Annotated in this window: 23 protein-coding genes and 1 pseudogene; 12 read left to right on the forward strand and 12 right to left on the reverse strand. The window is 62.6% G+C overall.

Features of this window, described 5'->3' with window-relative positions:
- Positions 1–173: 173 nt before the first annotated feature.
- On the reverse strand, positions 174–2,960 hold the full coding sequence (polA, locus tag ACYU81_RS09905) for a DNA polymerase I (protein ID WP_460987488.1): 2,787 nt from the start codon (positions 2,958–2,960) through the stop codon (positions 174–176).
- Between the two features lie 596 nt (positions 2,961–3,556).
- Between polA and ACYU81_RS09910 the strand changes: the two genes are divergently transcribed.
- A complete protein-coding gene (locus ACYU81_RS09910) occupies positions 3,557–4,336 on the forward strand; it encodes a hypothetical protein (RefSeq protein ID WP_460987489.1) in 780 nt (259 codons plus the stop codon).
- A 235-nt stretch (positions 4,337–4,571) separates the two neighbouring features.
- Here the strand turns inward: ACYU81_RS09910 and arsC are convergent, their stop codons facing one another.
- The 4 genes from arsC to aroQ all read right to left on the reverse strand — a co-directional run bounded on the left by arsC (position 4,572) and on the right by aroQ (position 7,306).
- A complete protein-coding gene (gene arsC / locus ACYU81_RS09915; RefSeq protein WP_460987490.1) occupies positions 4,572–4,916 on the reverse strand; it encodes an arsenate reductase (glutaredoxin) in 345 nt (114 codons plus the stop codon).
- Positions 4,917–4,929: 13 nt separating this feature from the next.
- Complete coding sequence (accC, locus tag ACYU81_RS09920) at positions 4,930–6,282, reverse strand: acetyl-CoA carboxylase biotin carboxylase subunit (RefSeq protein ID WP_460987491.1); 1,353 nt, start codon at positions 6,280–6,282, stop codon at positions 4,930–4,932.
- Between the two features lie 13 nt (positions 6,283–6,295).
- Positions 6,296–6,781, reverse strand: a complete 486-nt coding sequence (gene accB / locus ACYU81_RS09925) for an acetyl-CoA carboxylase biotin carboxyl carrier protein (RefSeq protein WP_460987492.1) — start codon at positions 6,779–6,781, stop codon at positions 6,296–6,298.
- A gap of 84 nt (positions 6,782–6,865) precedes the next feature.
- A complete protein-coding gene (gene aroQ / locus ACYU81_RS09930; RefSeq protein WP_460987493.1) occupies positions 6,866–7,306 on the reverse strand; it encodes a type II 3-dehydroquinate dehydratase in 441 nt (146 codons plus the stop codon).
- A gap of 120 nt (positions 7,307–7,426) precedes the next feature.
- Here aroQ and thiS point away from each other — a divergent pair, with 120 nt between their 5' ends.
- The 7 genes from thiS to ACYU81_RS09965 all read left to right on the forward strand — a co-directional run bounded on the left by thiS (position 7,427) and on the right by ACYU81_RS09965 (position 14,654).
- Entirely contained in the window at positions 7,427–8,428 is a 1,002-nt protein-coding gene (gene thiS, locus ACYU81_RS09935) for a sulfur carrier protein ThiS (RefSeq protein ID WP_460987494.1), read from the forward strand.
- 159 nt (positions 8,429–8,587) lie between these two features.
- On the forward strand, positions 8,588–9,298 hold the full coding sequence (locus tag ACYU81_RS09940) for a CoA transferase subunit A (RefSeq protein ID WP_460987495.1): 711 nt from the start codon (positions 8,588–8,590) through the stop codon (positions 9,296–9,298).
- Entirely contained in the window at positions 9,298–9,933 is a 636-nt protein-coding gene (locus ACYU81_RS09945) for a CoA transferase subunit B (protein WP_460987496.1), read from the forward strand. The genes ACYU81_RS09940 and ACYU81_RS09945 overlap by 1 nt, the downstream gene beginning before the upstream one ends.
- A gap of 10 nt (positions 9,934–9,943) precedes the next feature.
- A complete protein-coding gene (locus ACYU81_RS09950) occupies positions 9,944–10,384 on the forward strand; it encodes an HIT family protein (protein ID WP_460987497.1) in 441 nt (146 codons plus the stop codon).
- A gap of 42 nt (positions 10,385–10,426) precedes the next feature.
- Positions 10,427–11,725 carry a glycosyltransferase family 4 protein gene (locus tag ACYU81_RS09955; RefSeq protein WP_460987498.1) on the forward strand — a complete coding sequence of 433 codons (1,299 nt, stop codon included), beginning with the start codon at positions 10,427–10,429 and terminating at the stop codon, positions 11,723–11,725.
- Positions 11,726–11,800: 75 nt separating this feature from the next.
- Complete coding sequence (locus tag ACYU81_RS09960; RefSeq protein ID WP_460987499.1) at positions 11,801–13,393, forward strand: capsular polysaccharide export protein, LipB/KpsS family; 1,593 nt, start codon at positions 11,801–11,803, stop codon at positions 13,391–13,393.
- Complete coding sequence (locus ACYU81_RS09965; protein WP_460987500.1) at positions 13,386–14,654, forward strand: capsule biosynthesis protein; 1,269 nt, start codon at positions 13,386–13,388, stop codon at positions 14,652–14,654. Before ACYU81_RS09960 ends, ACYU81_RS09965 begins: the two co-directional genes overlap by 8 nt.
- 198 nt (positions 14,655–14,852) lie before the next feature.
- On the opposite strand, the pseudogene ACYU81_RS09970 reads toward ACYU81_RS09965, so the two are convergent.
- Positions 14,853–15,491, reverse strand: a pseudogene (locus ACYU81_RS09970) (phosphotransferase family protein); the annotation flags it as partial.
- A 58-nt stretch (positions 15,492–15,549) separates the two neighbouring features.
- On the opposite strand from ACYU81_RS09970, the gene ACYU81_RS09975 reads away from it, so the two are divergent.
- Positions 15,550–16,296: an HAD-IIB family hydrolase gene (locus ACYU81_RS09975; protein ID WP_460987501.1), complete on the forward strand. Its 747-nt coding sequence runs from the start codon at positions 15,550–15,552 to the stop codon at positions 16,294–16,296.
- A gap of 99 nt (positions 16,297–16,395) precedes the next feature.
- On the opposite strand, the gene ACYU81_RS09980 is transcribed toward ACYU81_RS09975, so the two are convergent.
- Positions 16,396–17,568, reverse strand: a complete 1,173-nt coding sequence (locus ACYU81_RS09980) for a glycosyltransferase (protein ID WP_460987502.1) — start codon at positions 17,566–17,568, stop codon at positions 16,396–16,398.
- Positions 17,569–17,626: 58 nt separating this feature from the next.
- Positions 17,627–18,190, reverse strand: a complete 564-nt coding sequence (locus tag ACYU81_RS09985) for a helix-turn-helix domain-containing protein (RefSeq protein ID WP_449471217.1) — start codon at positions 18,188–18,190, stop codon at positions 17,627–17,629.
- Between the two features lie 100 nt (positions 18,191–18,290).
- Here ACYU81_RS09985 and ACYU81_RS09990 point away from each other — a divergent pair, with 100 nt between their 5' ends.
- Complete coding sequence (locus ACYU81_RS09990) at positions 18,291–18,749, forward strand: DUF6456 domain-containing protein (protein ID WP_460987503.1); 459 nt, start codon at positions 18,291–18,293, stop codon at positions 18,747–18,749.
- Between the two features lie 3 nt (positions 18,750–18,752).
- On the opposite strand, the gene ACYU81_RS09995 is transcribed toward ACYU81_RS09990, so the two are convergent.
- The 4 genes from ACYU81_RS09995 to ACYU81_RS10010 are packed head-to-tail and all read right to left on the reverse strand — an operon-like array spanning position 18,753 to position 21,384.
- A complete protein-coding gene (locus tag ACYU81_RS09995) occupies positions 18,753–19,298 on the reverse strand; it encodes an NUDIX hydrolase (protein ID WP_449471220.1) in 546 nt (181 codons plus the stop codon).
- Positions 19,295–19,972, reverse strand: coding sequence for a TPM domain-containing protein (locus ACYU81_RS10000; protein ID WP_460987504.1), 678 nt, complete (start codon positions 19,970–19,972; stop codon positions 19,295–19,297). Before ACYU81_RS10000 ends, ACYU81_RS09995 begins: the two co-directional genes overlap by 4 nt.
- Complete coding sequence (locus ACYU81_RS10005; RefSeq protein WP_460987505.1) at positions 19,972–20,769, reverse strand: TPM domain-containing protein; 798 nt, start codon at positions 20,767–20,769, stop codon at positions 19,972–19,974. Before ACYU81_RS10005 ends, ACYU81_RS10000 begins: the two co-directional genes overlap by 1 nt.
- Before the next feature lie 9 nt (positions 20,770–20,778).
- Positions 20,779–21,384 (reverse strand): LemA family protein, encoded by a 606-nt coding sequence (locus tag ACYU81_RS10010; protein ID WP_449471225.1) that lies wholly within the window; start codon positions 21,382–21,384, stop codon positions 20,779–20,781.
- 102 nt (positions 21,385–21,486) lie between these two features.
- Between ACYU81_RS10010 and mscL the strand changes: the two genes are divergently transcribed.
- Together mscL and ACYU81_RS10020 are read left to right on the forward strand one after the other, a co-directional pair.
- On the forward strand, positions 21,487–21,915 hold the full coding sequence (mscL, locus tag ACYU81_RS10015; protein ID WP_196225374.1) for a large conductance mechanosensitive channel protein MscL: 429 nt from the start codon (positions 21,487–21,489) through the stop codon (positions 21,913–21,915).
- 145 nt (positions 21,916–22,060) lie between these two features.
- Positions 22,061–22,336 (forward strand): hypothetical protein, encoded by a 276-nt coding sequence (locus tag ACYU81_RS10020; RefSeq protein ID WP_449471228.1) that lies wholly within the window; start codon positions 22,061–22,063, stop codon positions 22,334–22,336.
- Positions 22,337–22,451: the final 115 nt, after the last annotated feature.

Raw genomic sequence — 22,451 nt, forward strand, 5'->3', positions numbered from 1 at the left:
AGGCGCGGAGAAAAAGGCGGCGCAGCCTCTGTCTTATCAATGTCCAGCTAGGTGGGACTGCCGATTTGGCGATATGGCTTCGCCTCTCAGCGCGACACCTCCGCGTCTCGGCGTCTCCGCGTGAACCAGAAAACTCGCGCCTTAGCCAGCTTCTGCGCCCTCTGCGCGAAATATCAGTGGGCCGCTCCCCAGCTTGGGCCGTGACCGATTTCCACGCCTAGCGGCACGCTGAGCTTCACGATCGGTTCGGCGGCAGTTTCCATGACTTGGCGGATGACGGTGCTTGCCTGTTCCACGTCCGCTTCGGGCAGTTCAAAGACCAGTTCGTCATGGACCTGGAGCAGCATCTTCACATTGTGCAGCCCTTGCGCCGCCAGCGCTGGTCCCATGCGGGCCATGGCACGTTTGATGATGTCGGCGCTGGTGCCCTGAATGGGGGCGTTGATGGCGGCGCGTTCGGCGCCCTGGCGTTCGTGCTGGATCGGTGCCTTGATGCGCGGGAACCAGGTTTTGCGGCCAAAGAGCGTCTCGGTATAGCCGCGCGCGCGCGCCTTTTCGAGCGTTTCGGTGATGTAGAGGCTGATCCCGGGGAAGCGCTCATAATAGCGGCTGATCATGTCCTGCGCTTCGTCGGCGCTGATCTCCAGCCGTCCGGCGAGGCCCCAGCGGGAAATGCCGTAGAGGATGGCGAAGTTGATCGTCTTGGCTCGACCGCGCGTGTCGCGGTTCACTTCACCGAACAGCTGCTGGGCCGTGGCGGCGTGAATGTCTTCGCCTGCAAGGAAGGCTTCTCGGAGCGCCGGGACGTCGGCGATATGAGCGGCGAGGCGCAGCTCGATCTGGCTATAGTCCGCCGCGAGGATGACGTTGCCCGGTTCGGCGACGAAAGCGTGGCGGATTTGGCGGCCGACTTCGGTGCGGATCGGGATGTTTTGGAGGTTGGGGTCGGTCGAGGACAGGCGGCCGGTTTGCGCGCCGGACAGAGAATAGCTGGTGTGGACGCGGGCGCTGTCCCTGTTGATCTGGGCCTGGAGCGCGTCGGTGTAGGTCGATTTGAGCTTGGACAGTTGGCGCCATTCCAAAATCTTTCCGGCGATTTCCGCGCCTTGGGCCTTCAATTGCTCAAGGATGGTGACGTCGGTGGAATAGGCCCCGGACTTGCCCTTCTTGCCGCCCTTGTATCCCATCTTGTCGAACAGGATCGCGCCCAGCTGCTGGGTCGATCCGATGGCGAAAGGCTGGCCCGCAATGGCGTGGATTTCGCCTTCCAGCTTGGCGATTTCGGCGGTGAATTCGGCGGAGAGGCGGGAGAGGGCTTCGCGATCGACCTTGATGCCTTCATGCTCCATCTTCGCGATGACGGAGACAAGCGGGCGGTCCACCAGTTCATAGACGCGGGTCGCGCCTTCATTGGCGATGCGGTTCTTGTAGATTTTCCACAGGCGCAGCGTGACGTCGGCGTCCTCGGCGGCATATTCGGTCGCCTTGTCGAGCGGGACTTCGGCGAAGCTGATCTGGCTCTTGCCGGTGCCGCACACGTCCTTGAAGCTGATGCATGTGTGATTGAGGTGGACCTTGGCCGCCTCGTCCATGCCGTGGCCTGCGAGACTTTGTCCGGCGTCGAGGTCGAAGCTCATGACGATGGTGTCGTCATAGGGCGCGATTTCGATGCCGTGGCGGCGCATGACGGTCAGGTCATATTTGAGGTTCTGACCGATCTTGAGGACGCTGTCGTCTTCGAGCAGCGGCTTGAGCTTCGCAAGGACGAGGGCGAGGGGAAGCTGATCTGGCTTCTCCGCGAACATGTCCTTCCCGCCATGACCCACCGGAATGTAGCAGGCCGCGTTTGGCCCCACGGCCAGGCTCACGCCGACGAGCGCGCAGGATACGCAGTCGAGCATGTCCGTTTCGGTATCGACGGCGACGAAACCCTCGGCATGGGCGGCGGCGATCCAGCGATCGAGCGCGTCTTCCGTCACCACCGTTTCATAGAGGCTGCGGTCGATCGGCGGCTCTTCTTCGAGGACCGCGGCGGACGGGGGCGTGCTTTCCGTAACGGCGAGCGCGGCGGTCGCGACCGCGACGGCGGCGGCGGGCGCGCCGAGGCGGGTCAGGAGCGACTTGAAGCCGTGATGTTCCAGGAAGGTCTGGAGCGGTTCAGGCGGAATGCCCTTTAACGTCAGGTCCTCCAGCGGTTCGGGCAGGTCCATGCCGTCGTGCAGCGCCACCAGCCTGCGCGAGAGGCGCGCCATGTCGGCATGGGCGATGAGGTTTTCCTGCATCTTCGACTTCTTCATCGAAGGCGCGGCCTCAAGCGCGGCTTCCAACCCGCCATATTCGCTGATCAGCTTGGCGGCGGTCTTGGGGCCGATGCCGGGGATGCCGGGGACATTGTCGACGCTATCGCCCATCAGCGCGAGAACATCGCCCAGTTGCTCCGGCTGGACGCCGAACTTCGTCATCACATAGTCGGCGCCGCGCCGCTCATTCTTCATCGTGTCGTACATGTCGACGCCGGGCTGAATGAGCTGCATCAGGTCCTTGTCGGAACTGACGATGGTGACGTGCCAGCCAGCCGCGACGGCGGCCTTGGTATAGCTGGCGATGATGTCGTCAGCTTCGAACCCGGCTTCCTCGATGCAGGGGAGGGAGAAGGCGCGGGTGGCGTCGCGGATCATCGGGAATTGCGGGACCAGATCCTCCGGCGCGGGCGGGCGGTTCGCCTTATACTGGTCGTACATGTCGTTGCGGAAGGTGTGGCTGCCCTTGTCCAGCACCACCGCGAGATGGGTGGGGCCTTCTGCCTTGCCCAGTTCCTCGGCCAGCTTCCAGAGCATCGTGGTGTAGCCATAGACCGCGCCGACAGGCTGACCATGCTTGTTGGTGAGCGGCGGAAGCTGGTGATAGGCGCGGAAGATGTAGCCGCTGCCGTCGACGAGGTAGAGATGATTCTGGGCCATGGGCGCAGGGGATAGCGGGTAATGCTGGGTGGCTCCAGTGGGGTTGGTTGAGATGGCTGTCCCCATGATTGAGCACGCTGTCCCGAGGGGCAGATGAAAATAGGAGCTGCTTTTGCGGACTGGCGAACGGAGCGACGAAAAATGGCGGTTTTCCGCCGAAGTTCACACCATATGCGCGCGCGAGCCTGAGCGCGCGTGTGCGCATGTGCCGGACGTTTCAAAGAGGGATCGAGGATAAGCGAGCCGATGCGGAATAGGACAGGGTGAAATCGCGCGGTGTTGGAGAAATAGGATGGTTTTTGGAGATGGTGTGGCAATCGGGGCACGCGTGAAACTGAGGCGGAGGAGGGGGCTGTCTGCTAACGATCAAGTCCAGCCTTCAATCACCCCTCCCTTTCAAGGGAGGGGACGGGGGTGGGTCGCCGCGCAAGCGGCGTTCTTCCATGGCCGATATGACAGAGCTCGCTGCGCTCGCACCCACCCCAACCCCTCCCTTGAAAGGGAGGGGCTATGACCGGCAGCGACCAAAGCCGGTCATTAACGAAACCAAAGGCTTCTGCGGTTAGCGGACTTGATGTTTAATGCGGGAGCGCAAGATGACCAAGCAGCCGAAATTAACAGCTTTGTGCTTCCTCATTCCATTTCTACTTCTCCCGAATTATTCATTTGCATGCAGCGTTCCTCAGCCAGCATCGGAAGTCGTGTTCTACGATCTACCCAAGGGCTTGCCCAAAGACGCTTCGATCATGCTGGTCTACTTCCCGCGTGCAGGAAATGTCCGGCCTGGCATCGCTCCCCGCCGGGCCAAAATACTGAAGGTAGTCAGAGGCTCATCCAAGGCCTCTTGGATCAACGTTCTTGTCGATGGCGCTCAAAGCGGCGGGTGCCGCTGGGCCACAACAAACGGGAAAACCGGCTATGTTGTTGGTCGTTTTCGTAAGGGAGAGGCGAACCGTGTTGTCTTTGATCCGGTATACGAAACCATCGAGGAGCGCCGCCGGAGAGGGGGAATAATCAAGGCAGACCTACCTTCCGGTCCGCCCGAGATAAAGCCATTCTACATTGGCACACCAGACTGGCTCAAGCGCCCTTCGGAAGATCAGTTGAGAAGATACCTTCCGAAAATTTCTGGCTATGATTACCGATACTCGGTTTTTGATTGTGATGTTGACCGCCGAGGTGAACTAAAGCGCTGTGAAATCATCGCCCGTTCCCCATTTAAGGACGAGAAAGATTTTAAGGCTTGGAACGATGCCGTTCAGAAAGTCCTTCCACTCTACCGACTGAAGGTCAAAACATGGCAAGGGTGGAGTGTTGAAGGTGGCCAAGTACAAGTTAGGGTTCGGCGTGAAAGACAGAAATGGGAGCGTTCATAAGGTAAGCCAGCGCGCTTGAAGGTTTGAATTGTCCTGAAGCAGTAAAGATGCTGCGTAATCTACCTGCTATCTCTTCATCTCGAGCCAAAACCTGCCAGTCCGCAAACCACCCATCCAAGCCGTTCGTCATAAGGAACGACAGGCGTGGAAGTTTGCGCGAGTTCTAAGATTTCACAGGCGTTGCGCAGGCCCACCCCCGGCCCCTCCCGCTTGCGGGAGGGGAGGAGGAGGCTGTTTAGAGGACTTCGCTTGCCCGTTCGGGTGGGCGGGCGATTACTGCGCCCTTATCCGTGATGATGATGGCACGTTCGATCAGGATCGGATGCTTGGCCATCGCGTTTAGAACCGCCTTGTCATCCGTCACGTCGAGGCCGATTTCCTTCACCACGGCTTCGCCCTTGCGGAGCGCCTCGGAAGGACGGACGCCCGCCTTTGTCAGCACCGTTTCGATTTCGGCGCGGCTGGGCGGGGTTTTTAGATATTCCACTATCTCGACCTCAACGCCCGGCGTACCCTCCAGGATCGCGAGCGCGGCGCGCGATTTGGAGCAGCGGGGGTTGTGCCAGATGGTGGCCCTCATACCACGATGACCTTCACGCCTGTTCGTCCTTTGCCAACCACTCTTCAAGCCACTTGATGGTGTAATCGCCGTTCAGGAATTCGGGGTCCTTGAGCAGCTTCTGGTGGAGCGGGATCGTGGTCTTCATGCCCTCGATCACATATTCCTCCAGCGCGCGCTTCAACCGCATGATGCAGCCTTCGCGGGTGCGGCCATAGACGATCAGCTTGCCGATCATGCTGTCGTAGTAAGGCGGCACGCGGTAGCCCTGATAGAGGCCGCTATCGACGCGGACGTGCATGCCGCCCGGAACATGATAGCTGGTGACGGTGCCGGGCGATGGCGCGAAGGTCTTGGGGTCCTCCGCATTGATGCGGCATTCGATGGCGTGGCCTTTGAACTCGATATCCGCCTGCTCGACCGAAAGCGGCTTGCCTTCGGCGACGCGGATCTGTTCGCGGACAAGGTCGATGCCGGTGATCATCTCAGTCACCGGATGTTCCACCTGAAGGCGGGTGTTCATTTCGATGAAATAGAATTCGCCGTCTTCCCACAGGAATTCGATCGTGCCAGCGCCGCGATAGCCCATGTCGGCCATTGCCTTGCGCACGACTTCGCCCATCCGGTCGCGCTCTGCGGCGGAAAGGACAGGGGAGGGGGCTTCCTCCAGCACCTTCTGGTGGCGGCGCTGGAGCGAGCAGTCGCGCTCGCCAAGGTGGATGGCGTTGCCGTTGCCGTCGCCGAACACCTGAAATTCGATATGCCGGGGGTTACCCAGATATTTTTCCATATAGACGGTGTCGTCGCCGAACGCCGCCTTGGCTTCGCTGCCCGCCTGCTTCATCGAGGTTTCGAGCAGGTCTTCGGACGGCACGACCTTCATGCCGCGTCCGCCGCCGCCTGATGCTGCCTTGATGAGGACCGGATAACCGATCTTCGCGGCCACTTCCTTTGCTTCCTCGACGCTGGAGAGCGCGCCGTCGGAGCCGGGGACCAGCGGCAGGCCGAGCGCGCCAGCGGTGCGCTTCGCTTCGACCTTGTCGCCCATGATGCGGATATGTTCGGGCTTGGGGCCGACGAAGGCCAATCCATGCGCTTCCACGATTTCCGCGAACTGGGCGTTTTCCGATAGGAAGCCATAGCCCGGATGGATGGCGTCCGCGCCGGAGATTTCAGCGGCGGAGATGATCGCCGCGACGTTCAGATAGCTGTCCTTGGCGGCGGGCGGCCCAATGCAGATCGCTTCGTCGGCAAGGCGCACATGCATGGCGTCGGCGTCAGCGGTGGAGTGGACCGCCACCGTCTTGATGCCCATTTCATGACAGGCGCGGTGGATGCGGAGCGCGATTTCGCCCCGGTTCGCGATCAGCAGCTTTTCGATGGCCATGTGTCGCGCGGCCTTATTCGATGACGATCAGCGGCTGGTCATATTCGACCGGCTGGCCGTTATCGACCAGCACCGCCTTGACCGTGCCAGCGCTGGGCGCGGTGATGGCGTTCATGACTTTCATCGCCTCGACGATCAGCACGGTGTCGCCCGCTTTCACGGTCGAACCGACGGCGGCGAAGGGCGCTGCGCCCGGCTCTGCCGACAGATAGGCGGTGCCCACGATCGGCGAGCGAACGGCGTTGGCGGCAACAGCAGTTGCGGCTTCGGCAGGGGCTGCTGCGGGCGCGGCCACCGGCGCGGCAGCGGCCGGGGCTGCCACAGGAGCGGGCGCATAGGCGACGGCGGCGGCGTTGGCGGCCTTGCGCGCGACGCGGATCTTGCGATCGCCGTCCTCCACCTCGATTTCCGTCAGGTTGGTGTCGTCGAGCAGGGCGGCGAGATCCCGCACCAGCTGCACGTCGACCTGCATTGCGCCCTTTTCAGCCTTATCGTTCATTTGAAGTCCCTGGACCGTAAAATGTCTTATGCGATGCCCGCGCCTATGCGCATTTGGGGCAAAGCGCAACTTTTGAGCGACGAGTTACAGCTCGAGCGCGGCTTCCAGTGCGAGCATGTAGGAGAGCGGGCCGAAACCGGCGATCGTTCCCTTTGCCGCCATGCCGACATAGCTTTTGTGGCGGAATGGCTCGCGCTTGTGCGGGTTGGACAGGTGTACCTCTATGACGGGCACGCTGATGCCCTTGATCGCGTCGTGGAGCGCGATGGAGGTGTGGGTGAGGCCGCCGGGATTGAGGATGACGGCATGCGCGCCTTCCTCATGCGCTTCCTGAAGCCAGTCGATCAGGTGGCCTTCATGATTGGACTGGCGGAAATCGATTTCGACATGGGCGCGGGTGGCGGCATCCTCCATCCGCTCGGCAATGTCGTCCAGCGTGTCATAGCCGTAGATTTCCGGTTCCCGCGTGCCCAGCATGTTGAGGTTCGGGCCGTTCAACACAAAGATTTTCCGCGCGTCGGCCATGGCAATCCCCCTTAGCATGTTGCGGCAGGGGCGTCGTGGCCCCTATATGCGCCGTAATCCTTAGCCTTTCGTGTCCCGCCAAGTCGAGACACCTTCTTTCGTAAGAGACAGGACAGAGCATTGCACGTTGACGGAACAGTATCGATCTCCATCAATGGCGAGCATCGCCGCGTGCGCGCGGGCATGACGCTGGCGGAACTGGCGAGCGAACTCGGCTTCGTGCCGGAAAAGGTCGCGGTGGAGCGCAACCTGGAGGTCGTGCCGCGCTCGACGCTGGCGCAGGTGTGCGTCGAGGATGGCGACGATCTGGAGATTGTGCACTTTGTGGGCGGTGGGGATGTGTCGGCGGTGGATGACGACAGCTGGACGGTCGCGGGCAAGACTTTCCGGTCGCGGTTGATCGTGGGCACGGGCAAGTACAAGAATTTCGAGCAGAATGCGGCGGCGGTTGCGGCTTCGGGGGCGGAGATCGTCACCGTGGCGGTGCGGCGCGTCAATGTGTCGGACCCCAAGGCGCCGATGCTGACCGACTTCATCGATCCTAAGAAGATTACGTATCTGCCCAATACGGCAGGCTGCTTCACTGGCGAGGAGGCAATTCGCACGCTGCGGCTGGCGCGGGAAGCGGGCGGCTGGGACCTCGTCAAGCTGGAGGTGCTGGGCGAGGCGCGGACGCTTTACCCCGACATGGTGGAGACTTTGCGCGCAACCGAGGTTCTGGCCAAGGAAGGCTTCAAGCCGATGGTCTATTGCGTTGACGATCCGATCGCGGCCAAGCGGCTGGAGGATGCGGGCGCGGTGGCGATCATGCCGCTGGGCGCGCCGATCGGGTCTGGGCTGGGTATTCAGAACCGGGTGACGATCCGTCTGATCGTCGAGGGCACGAAGCTGCCGGTGCTGGTGGATGCAGGTGTGGGTACGGCGTCGGAAGCGGCAGAGGCGATGGAGTTGGGCTGCACCGGCGTTCTGATGAACACGGCGATTGCGGAGGCGAAGGACCCGGTGCTGATGGCGGCGGCTATGAAGGCTGGCGTCGAAGCCGGGCGCATGGCCTATCGCGCCGGGCGGATGGGGAAGCGTATGTATGCTGACCCGTCCAGCCCGTTGGCCGGGTTGATTTAAGCGCTTTGTGCTCCTGCGCGGGCAGGAGTGACCAGGTTAGGGCGGGACTGGGTTCCTGCGTTCGCAGGAACACGGGAGCGCTACTTTCGCCATTGCAGCAAATTGACCGGCTGCCCGCTTCCTCCTATGGGCGAAACGCATTCAGGAGGAGGAAAAGCGATGGTCAAGAAGCTATACCCCGATGCTGCGTCTGCGTTGGAGGGCCTTCTCTTCGATGGCATGCACCTTTGTGCAGGCGGCTTTGGACTTTGCGGAATTCCCGAGCGTCTGATCGACGCGATCCGTGATTCGGGGGTCAAGGACCTTACTATCGCATCGAACAATGCCGGGATCGACGGCGAGGGGCTGGGCAAGCTGCTGCGGACCCGGCAGGTCAAGAAGATGATCTCCTCCTATGTCGGCGAGAACAAGGAATTCGAGCGGCAATATCTGGCCGGTGAGTTGGAGGTGGAGTTTTGTCCGCAAGGGACGCTGGCTGAGCGCTGCCGCGCGGGCGGCGCGGGCATTCCGGGCTTCTACACCAAGACGGGCGTCGGCACGGCGGTTGCCGAGGGTAAGGAAGTGAAGAGCTTCGACGGGCAGGACTATATCCTGGAACGTGGCATCTTCGCTGACGTGGCGATCATCAAGGGATGGAAGGCTGACGAAAGCGGCAACCTGATCTTCCGCAAGACTGCGCGCAACTTCAACCAGCCGATGGCGACCGCCGCCAAGATATGTGTCGCCGAAGTCGAGGAAGTGGTGCCGATCGGCAGCCTCGATCCTGACGCGATCCATCTGCCCGGCATCTATGTGAAGCGCATGATCGTCGGCGCGCCTTACGAGAAGAAGATCGAATTCCGCACCGTTCGCCAGAGGGAGACCGCATAATGGCCTGGAGCCGTGACGAGATGGCCGCGCGGGCGGCGAAGGAGCTGAAGGACGGTTTCTATGTGAATCTGGGCATCGGTATCCCGACGCTGGTGGCGAATCATATTCCCGCTGGCGTGGAAGTGACGCTCCAGTCGGAAAATGGCATGCTGGGTATCGGTCCCTTTCCCTATGAGGGTGACGAAGACGCCGACCTCATCAATGCGGGCAAGCAGACGATCAGCGAATTGCCGAACAGCGCCTATTTCTCCAGCGCCGATAGCTTCGCCATGATCCGGGGCGGGCATATCGACCTGACCGTGCTGGGCGCGATGGAAGTCGCGGAAAATGGCGATATCGCGAACTGGATGATCCCCGGCAAGATGATCAAGGGCATGGGCGGCGCGATGGATTTGGTCGCGGGCGTCAAGAAGATCATTGTCGTCATGGAACATACGTCCAAGGACGGCACGCCCAAGTTCATCCCGGCCTGCACCCTGCCGCTGACCGGCAAGAATGTGGTCGACATGATCGTCACCGACCTGTGCGTGTTCATGCGCGCCGACCATGACAGCCCGTTCAAGCTCGTTGAACTCGCGCCGGGCGTGACGGCGGAGGAAGTCGCCGCTAAGACCACGGCTCATTATCTGAGCTGAGGAACGCGGCATGAGCCTTGAGGGCACCTATGACGAAGGCAATGTCTTTGCATTGATCCTTCAGGGCAAGATCCCGTCGACCAAGCTGTATGAGGATGCGTATACATATGCCTTCCTCGACATCCAGCCGCAGTCGAAGGGACACAGCCTGGTCATTTCCAAATGGTCGAAGGCGCGCAACATCCTTGAGATCGAGGAGGATGCGCTGGCGCAGGTGATGGCCACGGTGAGGAAAGTCGCCAAGGCGACGGCCAAGGCGCTCGATCCCGACGGCATCCATGTCGCCCAGTTCAACGGCGCGCCTGCCGGGCAGACCGTGTTTCACCTGCATTTTCATATCGTGCCGCGCTGGCAGGGTGGGCCGATGGGCTTTTCCGCCCATGCCCAAGGCAATTTCGCTGATCCCGCTGCCCTCGAAGCGCTGGCGGAAGAGATACGTGCCCAGTTCTGAGCCGCGCGAATTTCATGACAAAGCCGATGGAGAAGCGCTGACATGGCGCTGAAACCGTTCAAGGCGCCCGGCGCCCGGCTGGCGTTGCGATCGAAACCAGCAAGAAGCTATGTCGCGGCTGCGGATGGCAAGGCGGAGATCATCCTCGACATTTCGCGCCTATTGTCGCGCAGCTTCCATGCGGCGCCGACCGGCATCGACCGGGTCGAATATGTCTATGCGCGCGAGTTGCTGGAGCGGATACCGGAGCGGCTGGCCTTTGCCGCCGTGCATCCGGCGGGCGGCTATTATGGGCGGCTGAACAGTGCGGCGGTGCGGCAGTTTCTGGCCTTCACGGCGGCGCGTTGGCGCAACAGCAGCGCCAAGGATGAGGCGGCGAGCCGGGCCGCGGTGATCCGTCACCTGATCGCGCTGCGTCCCCGCCCGGTTCCCCGTGCCCGCAGCCCGCGCGTCTATCTGCAAGTGTCGCCCCATCATCTGGACGACCCGGCTCAGGTGGGCGCGATCCTGCGGGCGGAAGGCGCGCGTTTCGTGACGCTGGTGCATGATGTCATCCCGCTCACCCATCCGGAGTTCGCGCGGCCGCAGGGGGCGGAGGAACATCGGCGGCGGATTCGCACGATCGACCGCTATGCCGATGGCATCATCGGCAACAGCCAGGCGACGATCGATGCGCTTGGCCCCTTCATGACGCGGAGCATGGAAGGGCGCAGCCTGTGCGTCGCTCATTTCGGCTCTGACCCGCCCGATATTTTTGGGGGCGATAGGCATGAGGTGCCGTCGCGGCCTTATTTCGTTTACATCTCCACGATCGAGCCGCGAAAGAACCACCTGCTGCTGCTCAATCTGTGGCGGCGTCTGGTGGAGCGGTTGGGCGATCGGGCTCCAGTGCTGGTGCTGATCGGCCGTCGTGGCTGGGAAAATGAGAATGTCGTCGACATGCTGGAGCGGGCGGAAATCCTGCGCGGCCATGTCATCGAAGCGGGCAGCGTGCCGGACACGGAAATGCACGCGCTGGTCGCGGGGGCGCGGGCGATGCTGATGCCTTCGTTTGAGGAGGGGTTCGGCATCCCGGTGATCGAGGCGCTGTCGGTGGGTGTGCCGGTGATTTGCAGCGACATCGTCGCGCATCGGGAAGTTGGGGGAGAGGCCCCGGACTATCTCGACCCGCTGGACGGGCTGGGCTGGATGCGGTTGATCGAAGCCTATGCGCTGCCGGATTCGCCCGAACGCGCGGCGCAGATGGCGCGCATCAACGCCTGGCGCGCCCCACAATGGCGGGACTATTTCGACATCATCATGCAATTGCTGGACGATGTGACGGCTACCGCGCCCGCTTGACGTCCCTGCCGGGGGTGCGCATGAAAGTTTTGTGGACAATTGCTTTTCTGCCGGGTGCGGACGGGATTTGACGAAGTGACGCCGCTGCCCTTCCTGCGATCGCCGCCCTTTCCCGGAATTGCCCCGCGCGTGGCGGCGGTGAGCATCCTGCGCGACAAGCCGGGCGAACCGGACGAGGTTCCGGACAGCGTTATCGACCAGATCGCGGCGGCGCGGGTTGGCGGCGCTTTTTGGGCTCGCCAGCGCGAGGGCGTGAGGCTGGTGGCGCGGGCGGGGTGTCGTTTTCCCCGCGAGGGCTTGAAGCGCGATGAGATCGTCATTCTGCCAGCGCGGCCTTCCGGCAAACAATATGATCCCTGGGCGCTGGTGGCGCAGGCGCGCTCCGTCCACGCGGCCGCCGACGATGAGCTGGCGATCATTGCGGGGATGCTGGGCGTTGCTGTGCATGGACCTGATGGGGAAGTGATCGCGCCTGAACGGCTTCGGCTGGCGGCAAAGCGCGCGGTCGCGGCGGCCAGCTACCGGGATTGTTTCAGCGGCCAGGTGGTGGGCGTCGAGCAAGCCGTCGCGCAACTGGCGGAGTGGGGCCGCCATCTGCAAGGCAACCGGCATATCACCGCCGCCAGCGGCATGGCCTTCTGGAAGCGCGAAGCGATAAGGCGGTTCCTATGGGATGGGGTGCGTTCGCCGCCCTTCCTTTCCCCACGCGCCGGGGTGCGGCGGGCAAGGCGCGAGGGCGGAGCGCTGGCGGTCTGGCCATCGCGGGTGCCATCGTCCTTGCAGGCGGACGCGCCGGACATTGCGGTTGCGCGGGTGGAGGATGGCTTCTTGCGGTCGAAGGGGCTGGGGGCTGCGCTGACGCCGCCGGGGTCGGTCGTCATCGACCGGTCTGGCATTTATTATGATGCGGGCGGGCCCAGCGATCTTGAGACGTTGCTTGCAACACATGCTTTTTCACCGGCGCTAGTGGAGCGCGCCGGTCGACTTCGCGCGACGATCCGGGCGACGGGCGTCACCAAATATGGGCAGGATGGTGGCCAGATGCCCAGCCTCCCTAGCGCCAAGCGCACGGTATTGGTCGTCGGGCAGGTGGAGGATGACCTGTCGGTCCAGCTTGGCGGCGCTGGGGTCGAGGGCAATCTGGGCCTGTTGAAGCGGGCGCGGCGGGCTGAGCCGGATGCCCATATCATCTACCGGCCCCATCCCGATGTGCAAGCCGGGCTGCGGCGCGGGCATTTGAGCGACGCCGTCGTGCATGAACATGCCGACGCGCTCGATTGTGGTGCACCGCTGATGACATTGGTGCAGGCGGTGGACGAAGTGCATGTGCTGTCATCGCTCACCGGGTTCGAGGCACTGCTGCGAGACCGGCCTGTCACGGTGCATGGCATGCCATTCTACGCCGGATGGGGCCTGACGCGAGACCTGGCCGAGCCCAATCCGCGTCGAGGGCGCAAGCTGACGATCGACCAGCTTGTGGCGGCCGCCCTGATTCTCTATCCACGTTACCTCGACCCGGTAACAGGTCTGCCCTGCGGCCCCGAAATCATGGTGGAGCGTTTGGGTAGTGGATCGACGTCATCAATTTCATGGCTGATCCGAATGCGGACGCTACAGGGGAAAATTAGAAGATTTATGACTTTGTCTGCCGAGCATCTCCATGGCTGACGGCCAAGCCAAGACCTTCCTTTTTCTTCAGGGACCGCATGGACCCTTTTTCGCGATGCTGGCGGACGCCTTGCGGGCGCGGGGGCATGGCGCGCTGCGGATCAACATCAACGGCGGCGACAAGGTCGATTGGCCGGGCGAAGCGACCGATTATCGTGGTTCCTTCCGCAACTGGCCGCTCTTCTTTGACGATTATATCGTCCAGCATGGCGTCACCGACCTGATCCTGTATGGCGATTGCCGCCCCTATCATGCGTCCGCGCACAAGATGGCGCGGCTGCGGGGCTTGCGCGTCCATGTGCTGGAGGAAGGCTATATCCGGCCGGATTTCATGACGTTGCAAGAGGACGGGGTGAACGGCAATTCAACGCTGCCGCTCGACCCGCAATGGTATCTGGATCAGGCGCTGGGCCTGCCGCCGGAGGGCGGGCGGGAGCCGCAAATTCCTTCGACCTTCCGCAGGCGCGCGGTGAATACGACGCGCAACGGACTGGCGTCGGCGATGATGTGGCCGGTCTTTCCCTTTTACCGGACGCATCGGCCGCAAAGCTTCCTGCTGGAGGCGGCGGGATGGTTCAAGAAGCTGATGCTGCGAAAGCGTGACGTGCGTTTGTCGCGGACCCAGTGGGACGAGATTAAGGACAAGCCCTATTTCGCCCTGCCGCTACAGCTGGATTCGGACTATCAGATTCGCGTGCATTCGCCCTTCGGCAATATGCGCGCGGCTTTGAGGTTCGTGATCAAAAGCTTCGCGCGATATGCACCCGAGGGCACTAACCTGTTGGTGAAGCGGCATCCGCTGGATTCGGGATTGGTCGCCTGGGAGCGGCTGACGCGGCGGCTCGCAGCCCGATATGGTGTCGCGGATCGGGTCTATTATCTTGCAGACCTCGACATCGCGCAGGTGGTGGGCCGGTCGCTTGGCGTGGTGACCGTCAACAGCACGGTGGGTACGCTGGCGCTGAACAAGGGTAAGCCGGTGCTGGTGCTGGGACATGCTGTCTACAAGGTGCCCGGCGTTGTTTATAGGGGGACGCTGGACGAATTCTGGCTCGATCCGGGCGCGCCGGACCAGACTCTCTATGCGGCGTTCCGCCGGGTGCTGATCGATCGATGCCTGATCCGGGGCGGCCTGCTAAGCGATCAGGGCCTCGATATGCTGGTGAACAATGCCGTGGAGCGGCTTTGCGAAGAAAGGCAGCAGGGGGAGCGCCGTTCGGATGGACCAGTGCGGCGGATCAATCTTGCGCGGGTCAGCTGAAGACCGGATTCGCGCGCCGCGTAGGGCGTTGTTCAGATAGCGGGTGAAAGCTGCATTGCGGACGGGAGGGCGTGCGCGGAGCCATGCTAGCGCGACGATGGGGCGCCATCGGGAAAGCTGATCGGGCGTGACACCGCTTTGCCTTTGATAGGCGAGGCCAAGCTGACGGGCGGCCCAGTCGCGCCAGATGTTGGTGATGGGGTCGGCAGGGCCCTCGCCGAACCGCATCAGCATCTCGCTCCTGACGGCATCGGCGGCGGGCACGCCGATCGCGGCCTTCGCCCAGTCGAGGATCACCAGCCCGCCATCGTTGACCAGAATATTGTCGATGTGGAAGTCGCCGTGGAGGAGTTGATTGCCCTCTGGGAGGCGCGCGAGATAATCGGTGGCGGCGCGCTTGAGCCGATCGGGCGCCGGGCCATATTCGATATCGGTTTGAAGCACGGACTTCACCGTGCGCAGTCCGGATGCCGAGCGACCGTGCATCTTATGGAAGAGGCGAGCCATGTCCCGGAGGAGGGAGGCCGCCGAGAAGGGCTTCTTGCGAATGGCTCTGGCGACGGATGGGCCGTCTATCTTTGGATAGATGAGGGCGCGTTTGTCATCGACCTCGACGCGCGCGCGGGGTGCGGCGGTGGGGAGGCCGAGGGAATCGGCCAGTGTGGCAGCCGCCCTTTCGCGCTCGATCATGTCTTCGGACACGGCGGGATGGAAGATCTTGATGACTTTTCCGTCGCCAATATGAAAAACCTCCGAGCTCTGGCCACGGTCGAGCAGCAGCCAATCGCTTCCCATTTCCAACGACATGTGCTGCATCATTTCCTCACTTCCGTGCATTTGCCGATCGCTCAATTGATGATAGCTGCGCCGACATGGAGTCCAGGAGCTTGCCCAAATGAAAGAGTTGATCGCCTTTGATCTCGACGGAACGCTGGCGGAAAGCAAGCAACCTTTGGGCGAAGAGATGGGGGAGGCGATGGCTGACCTGATGACAGTCGCGCATGTTGCCGTGATTTCCGGGGGTGACTGGCCGCAATTCAACAAGCAGGTGGCGAGCCGCCTGCCCGGCCGCGCGGACCTGTCGCGCCTGTGGCTGATGCCGACGACCGGCACCAAGCTTTTCACGCATCAGGCAGGCGCATGGACGCCGGTCTATGCCGAATTATTTGACGAAGCGCAGAAGCAGAACATCTTCGCTGCTTTCGATCAGGCGCTGGAAGCGACCGGTTTCGTGCCGGAAGAAACATGGGGCGAACGGATCGAGGATCGGGGCAGCCAGATCACCTTCTCCGCGCTGGGGCAGCAGGCTCCTATTCATGCGAAGGAGGGATGGGACCCCGACTTTGCCAAGCGCCGCATCATCCAGGCCGACTTGCGGGAGCGTCTGCCCGGCCTGTCGATCAACATGGGTGGCGCGACATCGATCGACATCACGCGGGAAGGTGTGGACAAGGCCTATGGCCTCAAGAAGTTGCGCGACGCGAGCGGCATCGCTCTGGATGCGATGATGTTTATTGGCGACGCGATCTTTCCGGGCGGCAATGACTATCCGGCCAAGGAACTGGGGCTGGACACGGTGCGCGTGCGTGACCCGGAAGAGACGCTGTCCGTGATCGCTGCCATTGTTTCCTGCCAGAAGTGACCGATTTACACTGATGCCGAGCGCCGTCGGTTGCGGCTTGCGGCCCATGATCTGAGAGGGGCGGGGGGTGTCCTTCACAGGCGAACCCCTCCACCCGGCCTAGCCGTTGCGGGCGATGCCCTTCAGATGATGGAGCAGAAGGTCGGCATTGGCCTCCCACGTAAAGCGCAGTGCCGCATCGCGCACCGCTTCGCGCTCGGGCGGGTTGTAGAGAATCTCTCCGATGGCGGCCGCGATAGCTTCAGGGTCGCGGTCAACGATCTGGCCCGCTTCCGGACGGTCGAGTAGTTCGCGCGCTCCGCCGACATCGGTGATGACGATCGGCGTGCCGCAGGCGAGCGATTCGACCCAGGCGTTGGCGAGCCCCTCAGAGGAGGAGGGCAGCGCCATCACGTCTGCGGCAGCATAGATGCGCGGCAGCCGGTCATGCGGGACCGAGCCCAGAAAACCGATGCGGCGATCGACGGCCAGTTCCTCCGCCTGCTTTTCCAGCGCCCGGCGATATTGACCCTGACCAGCGAAGAGCAAAGTGATGCCGGGCAGACGCGGAAGCGCCTGCACCAGCAGTTCCTGTCCCTTGCGTGGAATGAGCGCGCCGACGCACAGAACCACAGGGCCTTCAAAGCCCAATGCTTCCTTGGCGGCGGCGCGATCGGCCAGTTCAAAGCGATCAAGATCGACGCCGGTATAGTGAACGCGGATCTTTTCCGCGTCCATGCCGAGCTTGACCATCGACCGGCGCATTGCGCTGGACACGGCGAGCAGGCCCGCAGCTTCCGCCCCGGCGCGTTTTACCATGCCGCGCGTGTCGCGCCGTTTGCCCCAATAATGGATGTCGGCGCCGCGTGCCTTGACGGAATAGGGGATGCCGAGGGCGCGTGACAGGCGCTGCGCGACGGGGCCATCGGGGAAGAAGAAGCTGGCGTCGATGACGTCGAAGGGCTGCTGTTCATGCAGATGGCGTACCAGCGGCAAGATCGCGCGCGTCATGCTGCCGACATTGTAGCGCGCGCCGATCTTCGGGATCGTCGAAAAAATCGGGCGATAGACGGTGAGGTTCTGCCAGCGTTCCTTGCGCGGCAGGGCGCGGAGCGGCGCATATTGATTGCCAAGGCCAATCGGCCAGATCGGAACCCCGAGCGGCGCGATCACCGTGACATTGACATCGGGGCGGCTGGCGAGTTCCCGCGCCTGCCGTTCGACGAACACCCCGAAATTCGGACGGCTCATGTCCGGGAACAGGGTCGAGAGCGTAAGGACATTCAGCGTCATGCTGTCCCCCTTAAGGCATCGCGGTTAATCGAGAGTTAGGGCTGAAGCACGGCTTTGGCTATAATTGTCTCACCAACTGAACCGCCACGGCGCCCCAGGGTGGGTCGCTGATCACCTGCTGACGGCTCCCACTTCCGAGCGGCAGTATCTGCAACTTGTCACCCTCTCGTCCGATCAGTCTGCCAAAGACGAAGCGTCCGGCATGGCGTGGCAGCAATATGTCGCGATTGAGCGCGCTTGCAAATTCGTCCGGGCCGATGCGGCGGCACCAGATTTCATCGCCGCTGCGATAATCGCCGATGCTGGCCGAGACCTGGACGCCGATCATTGCGTCGGCAGGCACGGGTGGGGGGAAGGACAGGCTCCGCGTGGGCGCGCGGGCACCCTCGGGGCCGAGCAGCGCCGCGACCGGCACCACGCTTTGACCCGGCAGCGCCACCAACTCGGACGAGCCAACGCCCAGAGCGTCGGCAATGCGGTTCAACCAGTTGACCGATACGGTTCGCGTGCCGGTTTCCAGCCTGCCTATCGTCTGCGCAGTGGTTGCAGGGCGGCAAAGCGCCGCGACTTGCTCCAGCGTCAAACCCTTGGCTTTTCGAACTTCTCTAATCCGGGTGATCATGCCTATTCCCGATTTTTCACCTATTTGGTTTTTCGTCTTTCCTACAAATGGTTCGTCGTGGCAAGCCCCTTCGCATCATTCATGCATAAGGAGGAAGCCGATGCGAAGCCAATATGTGGAGCAGAAGATCGAGGACCCCGCAGGACATGTCCAGACAGTGGCAGTGAACTTAGGCGAATCACCGCTGGCATGGCTGCATGCGCGCGGTCACCTGAGTGAGCGCTATTTCAGGGCGGGGGAGTTGTTGCGCGCTGACTGGGAGAAGGCGGGGTTTGGTCCGCGTGTCACCATGCGATGGGACGCGGCGCCTTCGATCGGTGGCCCAAGGAGTGGCTCAGGAGCGCCCGATCCCAGCATGGCCCAACTGTCCGCGCGGGAGCGTTTCCATGCCGCCATCGCCGCCGCCGGGCCGGGGCTTAGCGACATATTATGGCGGGTTGCCTGCGCTGGCGAGGGGCTGGTCGCGGCGGAGCGGGCGCTCGGATGGCCAAGCAGGGCGGGCAAGCTGGTCCTGACGCTGGCGTTGGAGAGGGTAGCCGCTTGGTATCGCGTGCCGTGACGTTTAGCGGCTCAGCTCGGCACCGAGGAGCAGCAGCAGTTTGACGTCGATGGCAAAACCTTCGGCCCGCCAGACGGCGATCTGCGCCGCCAATTGATCCAGTGGAACGCGGTGGACGCGGATATCTTCCCCGTCCACGCCTCCACCATCGCCCGTCTTTTGCAGATCATGGGCGCGGAAAAGGCAGAAGCTTTCCGATACCATGCCGGGCGAACTGTAGAAGTCGCCAGCGGCCTCCATGTGACCTGCGCGGTATCCGGTTTCCTCTTCCAGTTCGCGGATGGCCGCGCGTTCGGATGCCTCGCCCTCCTCATCGTCGCCGACGAGGCCGGCGGGCAGTTCGATGCAGCGGCGGCCAAGCGGCACCCGGAATTGGTCGACGAGCAGCACATGCCGCCGCCCGTCCGCATCCTCGTCGATGGCGAGGATGACGGCAGCATGGATGCCGCGCGCCCGGCCGACATATTCCCACCTGCCGCGACGTTTGGCGGTGATGAAGCGGCCAGCCCACATGATTTCTTCCGGGGCGGCCATATCCTGCTCACTCATAATTCGATCAGCCTGTCTGGCAATTCGTTGATGTCATTATGCTCGCGCGGGAAATGAATCGCGAGGACGGCGCCGACCTGACGCACGGCCTGTGCCAGGCCCTGTCCGGGCTGGCCCGCCCGGATCGCATCGATTAGCGTCGCCATGGCATCACCCCATGCTTCGGGCGCGACTTTTTCGTTGATGGCGCGGTCGGCGACGATCTCGGCTCGATGCTCGTCAAGCGACAGGTAGATAAGGACGCCTGTGCGGCCGCGCGTGCGTGCTTCGGCGGCGGTGCGGAAGAGAAGGATCGCGCGGCGGCGCACCCGGCGGGCCTTGGTAGCGCGCGGCGTCATCAGCATCCGCAGCGGCATGATGGCGAGCAGATAGCGGACCACGAGAAACGTCAGGATGAGAAGGCCGGTCAGGCTTAGGATGAGCTTCCAGTCGGCAAGCTCATGTTCCCAATCCAGCAGCAGAGTGGACAGAAAGGCGCGCAGCTGCGCCGGGAACGCGGCCATGGAAGACAAAGCGAGGAATATGGCCACCACCGCCCAGCTGAGGCCGACGTCATGATAGCTGTCGGAACGGCGCGTGACGATCGTCACGATCTCGCCGGATGTTTGTGCCTCTGCTTCCTTGACGGCGGTGGTGACAACGTCGTGGTCGGCCTGATTGAGAAGGACTTGCATCACCAGCCCCCCGAGGCGCCGCCGCCGCCGAAACTGCCGCCACCTGAAAAGCCGCCTCCGCCACCGCCCCAGCTTGATCCGCCCCCGCCGCCAGAGCCCCATCCAGAGCCCATGCCGGGACCCCAGATAATGACAGGCGCGCCGCCACCACGGCGATAGCGCTTGCCGCCGCGCGCTCGTGACAGCAGTGGCAGCAGGACGAAGAAGATAAAGAACATGATGATCCAGAAGCCGAGGATGCCGCCGCCTCCGCTATCCTGCTGGCGGGCTTCGGCCTCCGCCTGCACGGCACGTGCTCGCGCCTGGTCCGGGGGCAGGGCGAGCAGCGACGTGATCTGATCGACGCCCGCGTCGATCCCGCCCGCCATGTCGCCAGCCTTGAAGCGGGGCGTGATCGCGTTGCGGATAATCTGCGACGACAGCGCGTCCGTCAGTATGCCTTCGACGCCATAGCCGACCTCGATCCGCACCTTGCGTTCATTGGGTGCGATGATCAGCAAAACGCCCTGGTTATTCTTGTCGCCAATCCCCCAGGCGCGGCCGAGGCGGTAGCCATAGTCCGATATGTCATAGCCTTGCAGGTCTGGAATGGTGGCTACCACCAGCGACCGCCCGCTCGCCTGCTTCTGCGCGATCAGCTTCTGGCTGAGCGCCTGTTCCTGCGCGGGGTCGAGGATGTTCGCGGCATCCACCACGCCCTTGTCGTCGAACTTCGGAAAGCTCTGGGCTCCGGCGGACGGAGCCATGCCAAGCATCGCTGACAGGAGCGCGAAGATCAGGAGCAGGCGGCGGAGCATCGCTGGCGCTTACTTGCTGAAGTCGACCTTGGGCGCTTCTTCGGCTCCCGGCGTGGTTGCCTGGAAGGGGGTCATCGGCTTGGCGCCATAGATGATCTTGGCACCGATCGCGTCAGGGAAGGTGCGGATGCGCGTATTATAGGCGCGCACTGCTTCATTATAGTCCCGAATGGCGACGGCGATGCGGTTCTCGGTACCTTCCAGCTGTGACTGGAGGTCGAGGAAATTCTGGTTGGTCTTGAGGTCGGGGTAAGCCTCCACCGATGCAAGAAGCCGCCCGAGGCCCTGGCTCAGTTGCGCCTGCGCTTGCTGGAATTGTTGGACCTTGGCGGGGTCGGAGAGATCCTCGGCGTTGACCTGTACCGATGTCGCCTTGGCGCGCGCCTCCGTGACCTTCACCAGCGTGTCCTGTTCCTGCTTGCCGGCCGCCTTCACGGTGGCGACCAGATTGCCGATCAGGTTGGAGCGGCGCTGATATTGCGCCTGAACGTCGGCCCATTTGGCTTTGGCCGCTTCCTCCGCAGTGGGGACGCTGTTGATGCCGCAGGCGGACAGCGCAAAGGCGGTCAGCAAAGGCAGGAGGAAAGCAGGGGAAAATCGGCGCAGGATCGTCATGGAACATCCTCGGCATTGTTACGATGTCGGAAATAGGTGGTTGTCGAAGCGGGTGCAACGGCTCATCCTGTTAAACACGCAATCAGTGCAAGGGGTTCTCACATGGGACTGATTTCCGAATTCAAGACATTCATCAACCGGGGCAGCGTGATCGACCTGGCTGTGGGCGTCATCATTGGCGGCGCCTTCGCCACCATCACCAAGTCCTTGACCGATGACCTGATCATGCCGGTGGTGGGCTATCTGTTCGGTGGGGCGGACTTTTCCCGCTATTTCATCCGGCTCGGCGACATACCGGCCGGGTTCAAGGGCAATCCGGAAAGCTATGCCGACCTCAAGGGCGCAGGGGTCGCCATGTTGGGGTGGGGCGAATTCCTGACCGTGCTGGTCAATTTCCTCATCCTCGCCTTCATCATCTTCCTGCTGGTGAGGGCAGTGAACAGGCTGATGCCCAAGCCCGATGAGGCGCCTGCTGCAACCCCGGAGGAGGTGCTGCTGCTCCGTGAAATTCGCGATAACCTCAAAAAATAATTCGTTTCTGCGACGAAAGGAGCCTGCGGCGGGAACCATCTGCCGTGCGACCAGTTGATCGCGGTCAGAGTTCTGGGTGCTTTGCGCGGCCGGAATTCTTGCCGAATGACGTCAGCCCCAGGGGGGCGCAACAGGAGAACACGCCGTGAAAACCATCGTCTCAGTCCTCGGCCTTGCCAGCTTGATCGCGCTTGCTGCGTGCGATTCCAAGCAGGAAAACAAGGTCGAGAACGCATACGAGAATCAGGCGGACGCCATCGACAACCAGGCCAGCAACATGGAAGCGATGGCCGATAACCTGTCCGGCAATGCCGAGAGAGCCGCTGAGAACGCCGCCGACGCTTTGGAGAACAAGGCCGAGGCCACTCGCGAAGCGGGTGAACGCGCTGCCGATGCCGTCGAAGAGAAGACGGAGCGCTAAGCTTTCGCTTTCCCAAGCCGGAAAGGGCGTCGCGATGATGATCGCGGCGCCCTTTTTGTTTGCTGTTCAACGTCTTTAACGAGCCTTTAACCACGCCTTCTCCATGGTGCCGTCG

Source organism: Sphingobium sp. TomTYG75 (assembly GCF_054771635.1).

Bases quoted from the DNA above. Each gene is read 5' to 3' on its own strand.
- polA (WP_460987488.1), bottom strand. From the start codon at position 2,960: ATGGCCCAGAATCATCTCTACCTCGTCGACGGCAGCGGCTACATCTTC.
- ACYU81_RS09910 (WP_460987489.1), top strand. From the start codon at position 3,557: ATGACCAAGCAGCCGAAATTAACAGCTTTGTGCTTCCTCATTCCATTT.
- arsC (WP_460987490.1), bottom strand. From the start codon at position 4,916: ATGAGGGCCACCATCTGGCACAACCCCCGCTGCTCCAAATCGCGCGCC.
- accC (WP_460987491.1), bottom strand. From the start codon at position 6,282: ATGGCCATCGAAAAGCTGCTGATCGCGAACCGGGGCGAAATCGCGCTC.
- accB (WP_460987492.1), bottom strand. From the start codon at position 6,781: ATGAACGATAAGGCTGAAAAGGGCGCAATGCAGGTCGACGTGCAGCTG.
- aroQ (WP_460987493.1), bottom strand. From the start codon at position 7,306: ATGGCCGACGCGCGGAAAATCTTTGTGTTGAACGGCCCGAACCTCAAC.
- ACYU81_RS09940 (WP_460987495.1), top strand. From the start codon at position 8,588: ATGGTCAAGAAGCTATACCCCGATGCTGCGTCTGCGTTGGAGGGCCTT.
- ACYU81_RS09945 (WP_460987496.1), top strand. From the start codon at position 9,298: ATGGCCTGGAGCCGTGACGAGATGGCCGCGCGGGCGGCGAAGGAGCTG.
- ACYU81_RS09950 (WP_460987497.1), top strand. From the start codon at position 9,944: ATGAGCCTTGAGGGCACCTATGACGAAGGCAATGTCTTTGCATTGATC.
- ACYU81_RS09955 (WP_460987498.1), top strand. From the start codon at position 10,427: ATGGCGCTGAAACCGTTCAAGGCGCCCGGCGCCCGGCTGGCGTTGCGA.
- ACYU81_RS09965 (WP_460987500.1), top strand. From the start codon at position 13,386: ATGGCTGACGGCCAAGCCAAGACCTTCCTTTTTCTTCAGGGACCGCAT.
- ACYU81_RS09975 (WP_460987501.1), top strand. From the start codon at position 15,550: ATGAAAGAGTTGATCGCCTTTGATCTCGACGGAACGCTGGCGGAAAGC.
- ACYU81_RS09980 (WP_460987502.1), bottom strand. From the start codon at position 17,568: ATGACGCTGAATGTCCTTACGCTCTCGACCCTGTTCCCGGACATGAGC.
- ACYU81_RS09985 (WP_449471217.1), bottom strand. From the start codon at position 18,190: ATGATCACCCGGATTAGAGAAGTTCGAAAAGCCAAGGGTTTGACGCTG.
- ACYU81_RS09990 (WP_460987503.1), top strand. From the start codon at position 18,291: ATGCGAAGCCAATATGTGGAGCAGAAGATCGAGGACCCCGCAGGACAT.
- ACYU81_RS09995 (WP_449471220.1), bottom strand. From the start codon at position 19,298: ATGAGTGAGCAGGATATGGCCGCCCCGGAAGAAATCATGTGGGCTGGC.
- ACYU81_RS10000 (WP_460987504.1), bottom strand. From the start codon at position 19,972: ATGCAAGTCCTTCTCAATCAGGCCGACCACGACGTTGTCACCACCGCC.
- ACYU81_RS10005 (WP_460987505.1), bottom strand. From the start codon at position 20,769: ATGCTCCGCCGCCTGCTCCTGATCTTCGCGCTCCTGTCAGCGATGCTT.
- ACYU81_RS10010 (WP_449471225.1), bottom strand. From the start codon at position 21,384: ATGACGATCCTGCGCCGATTTTCCCCTGCTTTCCTCCTGCCTTTGCTG.
- mscL (WP_196225374.1), top strand. From the start codon at position 21,487: ATGGGACTGATTTCCGAATTCAAGACATTCATCAACCGGGGCAGCGTG.